Source organism: Pseudomonas sp. 05N434 (assembly GCF_056396965.1).
Genome location: NZ_JBFTMK010000457.1, coordinates 1 through 7723 on the forward strand (window position 1 = coordinate 1; position 7723 = coordinate 7723).

General features: G+C 56.9%; 8 protein-coding genes and 1 pseudogene. All 9 read right to left on the minus strand.

Annotated elements, in window-relative coordinates; translation table 11 throughout:
* Positions 1–422: sugar nucleotidyltransferase (locus tag AC1DLB_RS23235; protein ID WP_477785713.1), on the minus strand; the 422-nt coding region annotated here is incomplete at its 3' end.
* Positions 419–1312 carry a dTDP-4-dehydrorhamnose reductase gene (gene rfbD, locus AC1DLB_RS23240; RefSeq protein WP_111454896.1) on the minus strand — a complete coding sequence of 298 codons (894 nt, stop codon included), beginning with the start codon at positions 1310–1312 and terminating at the stop codon, positions 419–421. The genes rfbD and AC1DLB_RS23235, both read right to left, overlap by 4 nt.
* Entirely contained in the window at positions 1309–2385 is a 1077-nt protein-coding gene (gene rfbB, locus AC1DLB_RS23245) for a dTDP-glucose 4,6-dehydratase (RefSeq protein WP_086944628.1), read from the minus strand. Before rfbB ends, rfbD begins: the two co-directional genes overlap by 4 nt.
* A 229-nt stretch (positions 2386–2614) precedes the next feature.
* Entirely contained in the window at positions 2615–2854 is a 240-nt protein-coding gene (locus tag AC1DLB_RS23250) for a LapA family protein (protein WP_064616656.1), read from the minus strand.
* Positions 2855–2881: 27 nt separating this feature from the next.
* Positions 2882–3178 carry an integration host factor subunit beta gene (ihfB, locus tag AC1DLB_RS23255; RefSeq protein WP_003369729.1) on the minus strand — a complete coding sequence of 99 codons (297 nt, stop codon included), beginning with the start codon at positions 3176–3178 and terminating at the stop codon, positions 2882–2884.
* A gap of 150 nt (positions 3179–3328) precedes the next feature.
* The gene (locus AC1DLB_RS23260; RefSeq protein ID WP_019650498.1) at positions 3329–3607 is read right to left on the minus strand and encodes a hypothetical protein; all 279 of its coding nucleotides are present in this window, start codon (positions 3605–3607) and stop codon (positions 3329–3331) included.
* 266 nt (positions 3608–3873) lie between these two features.
* Positions 3874–5241 (minus strand): annotated as a pseudogene (gene rpsA, locus AC1DLB_RS23265) (30S ribosomal protein S1); the annotation flags it as partial.
* 119 nt (positions 5242–5360) lie between these two features.
* Entirely contained in the window at positions 5361–6050 is a 690-nt protein-coding gene (gene cmk / locus AC1DLB_RS23270; protein WP_007939921.1) for a (d)CMP kinase, read from the minus strand.
* Positions 6047–7723 (minus strand): bifunctional prephenate dehydrogenase/3-phosphoshikimate 1-carboxyvinyltransferase (locus AC1DLB_RS23275; RefSeq protein ID WP_477785714.1); only part of this gene is annotated, 1677 nt, incomplete at its 5' end. The genes cmk and AC1DLB_RS23275, both read right to left, overlap by 4 nt.

Below are 7723 nucleotides of genomic sequence, written 5' to 3' on the forward strand. Positions count from 1 at the left end.
TGATAGCCGAATACAGTCGCGCCGCGTTCTTGAGTGCTAGCCGAACGCAGGTTGTCCGAGAAGTGTTGACCGTAAAAGATGTTGTCGCCCAGGATCAGGCAGCAAGGATCCTTGCCAATGAATTCTTCGCCGATGATGAAAGCCTGAGCCAGACCATCCGGGCTAGGTTGCTCGGCATAAGTCAGCTTGATGCCGTACAGGCTGCCGTCACCCAACAACTTCTGGAAACATGGCAGGTCTTCAGGCGTGGAGATAATCAGGACTTCGCGCATACCGGCGAGCATCAGCACCGACAGCGGATAGAAGATCATCGGCTTGTCGTAGATTGGCAGCATTTGCTTGGATACGCCGAGGGTCAGCGGGTGCAGACGAGTGCCCGAGCCGCCAGCGAGGATGATGCCTTTACGATTTGTCGTGGTCATTTATTCAGGACTTCCATAAGCATTCGGGTGACACCACTTTGCCAATCCGGCAAGTGTAGAGAAAAATTTTCGCGCAGCTTCTGAGTGTTCAACCGGGAATTCAGAGGGCGGCGTGCCGGTGTTGGATAAGCGGTCGTGTCGATCGGATTGATTGCCGTGACAGCAAGCTCTTCACCGTTGGCCTTGGCAAAACCAATCACATGGCTGGCATAGCCGTGCCAGGACACTTCGCCAGCGGCCGCCAGATGATACAGGCCCGCCAGCTCAGGACGCTGCAAGACTTGCTGAATAGCCAGCGCCGTCACGTCGGCGATCAGGTCTGCGCCGGTAGGGGCGCCGATCTGGTCGGCGATGACGCTCAGGGTTTCGCGATCCTTGGCCAGGCGCAACATAGTCTTGGCGAAGTTGTTGCCGCGTGCGCCATAGACCCAACTGGTGCGGAAGATCAGGTGCTTGCAGCCGGAGGCGATAATCGCCTGCTCGCCGGCAAGTTTGCTGGCACCGTAGTGATTCACCGGCGCGACAGCATCTGTCTCTTGCCATGGCGTCAGGCCTTCACCGCTGAACACGTAATCGGTCGAGTAGTGAATCAGCCACGCCCCTAGAGATGCCGCCTCTTCAGCCATGACCTGACTCGCCTGACCGTTCACGCGGTCGGCCAACTCTGTCTCGGACTCAGCTTTATCGACCGCCGTGTAGGCCGCTGCGTTGACGATGACGTCTGGTTTGACCTGACGAATCGTCGTGCGCAACGCATCGAGATCAGACAGGTCACCGCTCAAACCATCAACCGGGTGACGATCCAATGCGATCAGTTCACCAAGAGGCGCCAGGGAGCGTTGCAGCTCCCAGCCCACTTGACCGTTTTTTCCCAACAGGAGGATTTTCATGCCTTGTCCGAACGGTCCGTGTAGTTCTGGTCGATCCATTGCTGGTAGCTGCCGCTCTTCACGTGAGCGACCCACTCAGCGTTGTTCAGATACCACTCGACGGTTTTGCGGATGCCGGTTTCAAAAGTCTCTTCCGGCGTCCAACCCAGCTCACGCTGGATCTTGCTGGCGTCGATCGCGTAACGCTGGTCGTGGCCCGGGCGATCCTGAACGTAGGTGATCAGGCTGGCGTGTGGACGATGAGCGGAGTCTGGACGCAGCTCGTCGAGCAGTGCACAAAGGGTATGCACCACTTCGATGTTTTGTTTCTCGTTATGGCCGCCGATGTTGTAGGTCTCGCCGATAACACCTTCGGTCACGACTTTGTAGAGTGCGCGGGCGTGGTCTTCGACGTAGAGCCAGTCACGGACCTGATTGCCTTTGCCGTAGACCGGCAGCGGCTTGCCTTCCAGCGCGTTGAGAATGATCAGCGGGATCAACTTCTCAGGGAAGTGGCAAGGACCGTAGTTGTTCGAGCAGTTGGTGACCAGGGTCGGCAAGCCATAAGTACGGCTCCAGGCGCGAACCAGGTGATCGGAACTGGCCTTGCTCGCGGAGTAAGGCGAACTTGGCTGATATGGCGTTGTTTCGGTGAAGAGGTCTTCCGGACCTTCAAGGTCTCCGTAAACTTCGTCAGTCGAAATGTGGTGGAAGCGGAAGCTGGCTTTACGCGCGTCATCCAGCGCCGCCCAGTAGTGGCGCGCAGCTTCAAGCAGGGTGTAAGTGCCAATAATGTTGGTCTGGATGAATTCGGACGGGCCGGAGATCGAGCGATCAACGTGGGACTCTGCGGCCAGGTGCATGATGGCATCCGGTTGGTGTTCACGCAGGACACGGTCAATTTGATCGCGGTCACAGATATCGACGCGCTCGAACGCATAGCGCGGGTCTTCGCTGACTTCGGCCAAGGACTCAAGATTGCCGGCATAAGTCAGCTTATCGACGTTAACGACAGCGTCAGTGGTGTTGGAGATGATATGACGGATGACCGCCGAGCCAATAAACCCGGCGCCGCCGGTAACTAGAATTTTCACGCGAAACCATACCCTTGAGTTGCTGACAGGGCCGCCAACCGAGCACTGTCGAATCCATGAATGCAAAAGCCATCAAATTCGCTGAGGCTTCTGACAGAGTCAGTCTGAACCGATGTGGGAATATGCCACTATCGGATAAGCGCAGCATTTTACAGCTAAATGAAGGTTTTACTAATGGATATAGACAAGCTGTGATGCAAATCCGATGCTCACCATGGGTTTGTCGCAATCAGACAAGGCGCTTGCGTGAGGCTCTGGACGTACGCCCCAGAAACCAGCCGAGAACCGGCCCTATCACCATACCGATCAGCAACGTAATCACCATGATCAACGACACTGGCAACTGCGGGCTCGCCCACCCCAGGAACAGCAGTGACATGGCCTGCTGATTCTCAAGAACGAACGCCAGGATCGCCAGAACAAGCAACAGGACAAATACAGCGAGGAGTACGCGCTTGAAGTTACGCATCAGCGGCTCCCTGGAGTGCAACAGCCGTCAAAGCCCTTCCTCCTCATCCTCGTTCACACGATCACGCAGTTCTTTGCCTGGCTTGAAATGTGGAACGAACTTGCCGTCAAGGCTGACGGACTGACCGGTTTTTGGATTACGCCCCACGCGCGGCGCGCGATAGTGCAGTGAAAAGCTGCCAAAACCACGGATCTCGATTCGATCACCAGTGGCCAGACATTGGGACATTTGCTCAAGCATGGTCTTGATGGCCAGCTCCACATCTTTAGATGAGAGTAGCCCTTGATGGGTGACAATTCGTTCGATCAACTCCGACTTCGTCATATTTTTCCCTTCTTTTTCAAGCAGCTAGATCAGCGCTTCAAAGGTTTTAGCATGCCCCGAGTAATTTGAACAGCCCGAGCGTTGACATATCATCCCCAGCAGCGAGATGCCCGATTTCAAGGCACCGGAACTCTGATCGAACCCACACACTCACCTGCAGATAACCAGCATGGTGCGTGTCAAATAGCCCGCGGGATTGAAACCGAAAGGGAATATATCTTCCTCCTTGGCGTCATCAGACCTTACGATGACTTTATAACCTGCCCCTTTACACTCCTTGGCCGCTCGCTTGTGACACCTCTCCCATCCTGAGCCCAATCCCGAACAATCGACCTCTATACCACTGACGCCGCGCACCACATGAGTCTTGGCGCTGGTGGTACAACCTGCCAATGTCATTACTGCTATCACGACAATGAGCTTATTCATTCACTTCCTTATGCCGGATACGCAACCCAGCGGTCGTTCACTTCAGACTAAGCCTAGCCTTGAATAGACGATTGACCTACTTGAAGAAACAGACAACCCAATCAAATCATTGGTTTCATGAATGAAACACTGCAATCCCCACACACCCTGAATCCACCAAATCGCAGACACAAAAAAGGGCGACCGAAGTCGCCCTTTTTCTATGGTCTAACAGAACTCAGTTCTGTTTTTCCATTTGTGCACGCAACAGGTCGCCCAGAGTGGTAGACGATGGCGCCTTTGTCGTTCTCTTGAACGTACTCGGAGAACGGATCGCTTTCCAGTTGCTTGATACCCAGGGAGATGCGCTCGCGCTCTGGGTCAACCGACAGGATAACGGTGTCCAGCTCGTCGCCTTTCTTGAAGCGGCGTACGGCTTCTTCGCCCACTTCGTTCCAGGAGATGTCGGACAGGTGAACCAGACCGTCGATGCCGCCGTCCAGACCAATGAAGATACCGAAATCGGTGATCGACTTGATGGTGCCGGAGATTTTATCGCCCTTGTTGAACTGGCCAGAGAAATCTTCCCATGGGTTAGATTTGCACTGCTTGATGCCGAGGGAGATACGACGACGCTCTTCGTCGATGTCCAGAACCATAACTTCCACTTCGTCGCCGACTTGTACGACTTTCGAAGGGTGGATGTTCTTGTTGGTCCAGTCCATTTCGGAAACGTGCACCAGACCTTCAACGCCTTCTTCCAGCTCAGCGAAGCAGCCGTAGTCGGTCAGGTTGGTTACACGAGCGGTAACGCGAGTGCTTTCTGGGTAACGGGCTTTGATAGCAACCCATGGATCTTCGCCCAGTTGCTTGAGGCCCAGGGAAACACGATTGCGCTCGCGATCGTACTTCAGAACCTTGACATCGATCTCGTCGCCAACGTTGACGATTTCGGAAGGATGCTTGATACGCTTCCAAGCCATGTCGGTAATGTGCAGCAGGCCATCGACGCCACCCAGATCGACGAATGCGCCGTAATCGGTGAGGTTCTTGACGATACCTTTGACTTGTTGGCCTTCCTGCAGGGATTCCAGCAGAGCTTCACGCTCGGCGGAGTTCTCGGCTTCGAGGACGCTGCGACGGGAAACGACAACGTTGTTGCGTTTCTGGTCGAGCTTGATGACCTTGAATTCCAGCTCTTTGCCTTCCAGGTGCGTGGTGTCGCGCACTGGACGGACGTCAACCAGAGAACCTGGCAGGAACGCACGGATGCCGTTAACGTCGACAGTGAAGCCGCCTTTAACCTTACCGTTGATAACGCCCTTGACCACTTCTTCGGCTGCGAAGGCTGCTTCCAGAACAATCCAGCATTCAGCGCGCTTGGCTTTTTCACGGGACAGCTTGGTTTCACCAAAGCCGTCTTCAACCGAGTCCAGAGCAACGTGAACTTCGTCACCGACGTTGATGTTCAGTTCGCCAGCGTCGTTGTAGAACTGCTCAAGCGGGATGAGTGCTTCAGACTTCAGGCCAGCGTGAACGGTTACCCAGCGAGCTTGGTAATCGATATCAACGATAACACCGGTGATGATGGAGCCTGCCTGAAGGTTCAGGGTTTTTAGGCTTTCTTCAAAGAGTTCCGCAAAGCTTTCGCTCATTTTAATTCCTGTTGATAAGGGCGAAGAATACGCCCATCTCCACATCCCAGACGATGTGGGTTAGTTTCATTTAAAAGAAGCTCCGCAGGACTATGACTGGTCCCCTGCGGCCCTCTTGGTCACCCGGCGATATCGCGAATGGCGATCTCGCTCATGATGCGTTCCAGCACCTGGTCGATGGATAATTCCGTGGAATCCAGCTGTATGGCGTCAGCCGCCGGTTTGAGCGGGGCTACCGCTCGCTGGGTGTCACGCTCATCGCGCGCACGTATCTCATCTAGCAGACTCGACAGACTAACACCATCGACTTTGCCCTTCAACTGCAAGTAACGTCGGCGCGCACGCTCTTCGGCACTGGCAGTGAGGAAAATCTTCAAGGGCGCGTCGGGAAATACCACCGTACCCATGTCGCGACCATCGGCCACCAGACCCGGCGCCTCCTGAAAAGCCCGCTGACGCTGCAGCAACGCCTCGCGAACCGCAGGCAACGCGGCGACCTGCGAGGCACCCGAGCCGACACTCTCGGTACGGATCACATCGCTGACTTCATCACCTTCCAGAATAATGCGCTGCAACTGACCGTCGGTCGCTGCGATGAACTGCACATCCAGATGCGCGGCGAGCTTCTTGAGCAATTCCTCATTGGTCAGGTCGACGCCATGGTTATGCGCGGCGAAAGCCAGCAATCGATAAAGTGCACCGGAATCCAGCAGGTTCCAGCCCAGGCGCTTGGCCAGAATCCCGGCGACAGTACCTTTGCCAGAGCCGCTTGGCCCATCAATAGTGATGACCGGTGCAATGCTGATCACGACTGAGCCTCTTGTGCAACACGGATACCGACCTGCGCGCACAGCGCGAGGAAGTTCGGGAACGAGGTCGCGACGTTGGCGCAATCATGGATGCGGATCGGCGCAGTGGCGCGCAGTGAAGCCACGCTGAAGGCCATGGCAATCCGGTGGTCGCCGTGACCGTGCACTTCGCCGCCGCCGATCTGGCCGCCGTCGATGATGAGGCCGTCCGGAGTGGGCTCGCACTTGACGCCCAGCGCCAGCAGACCGTCCGCCATGACCTGGATCCGGTCCGATTCCTTCACGCGCAGCTCTTCGGCACCACGCAGCACAGTGCGACCTTCGGCACATGCAGCCGCCACGAACAGCACCGGAAACTCGTCGATAGCCAGTGGCACCAGCGCTTCGGGAATCTCGATACCTTTGAGTTTAGCTGCCCGTACGCGCAGGTCGGCTACCGGCTCGCCACCGACTTCACGCTGGTTTTCCAGAGTGATGTCAGCGCCCATCAGGCGCAGGATGTCGATTACGCCGGTACGGGTCGGGTTGATGCCGACGTGCTCGAGCACCAGCTCCGAACCTTCGGCGATCGACGCCGCCACCAGGAAGAACGCCGACGACGAGATATCGCCCGGCACTTCAATGTGGGTCGCGGTCAGCTTGTGGCCGGACTCGACCGAGGCGGTCGCCCCGTTAACGGTCACCGGGTAGCCGAAGCCGCGCAACATGCGCTCGGTGTGGTCGCGAGTCGGTGCCGGCTCGGTGACCGTGGTCTTGCCTTCGGCATACAGACCCGCCAGCAGCAGGCAGGATTTAACCTGGGCACTGGCCATCGGCATGGTGTAAGTCAGGCCCTTGAGCTTGTTGCCGCCCCGAATGGTCATCGGTGGACGACCGTCAGCGGCGGTCTCGATCACAGCGCCCATTTCACGCAGCGGATTGGCCACGCGATTCATCGGACGCTTGGACAACGAAGCGTCGCCGGTCAGGGTGCTGTCGAAGTTCTGCGCAGCCAGCAGGCCAGACAGCAGGCGCATCGAAGTGCCGGAGTTGCCCAGATAGATCGGGCCCGGCGCAGGCTTCAGGCCATGCAGGCCGACGCCGTGAATAGTCACGCGACCGTGGTGCGGACCTTCGATGACGACGCCCATGTCGCGAAAAGCTTGCAAGGTCGCCAGGGCGTCTTCGCCCTCGAGGAAACCTTCCACTTCAGTGACGCCTTCGGCCAGGGAACCGAGCATGATCGAGCGGTGGGAAATCGATTTGTCGCCCGGTACACGAATCCGCCCAGTCAGGCGGCCACCAGGTTGTGCCAGGAAAATCAGATCGTTGGAATTCATAGCGTCCACATAGGCCCGGCGGGCCAGGATTTTACTGAAATGCTCGCGGGCAACCCGGGCGCGAGTGAACACGCCCAACAATTGGTGCCCATCCCCTGCATCGACCGCGTCGCGCAAGGCGTCGAGGTCGCTGCGAAATGTATCGAGTGTGCGCAGGACAGCTTCGCGGTTGGCGAGGAAGATGTCGTGCCACATGACCGGGTCGCTACCGGCGATTCTTGTGAAATCGCGGAAACCGCCCGCAGCGTAACGGAAGATCTCAAGATTTTCATTGCGTTTGGCCAATGAATCGACCAAACCGAACGCCAGCAAGTGCGGCAAATGGCTGGTCGCCGCCAACACTTCGTCATGACG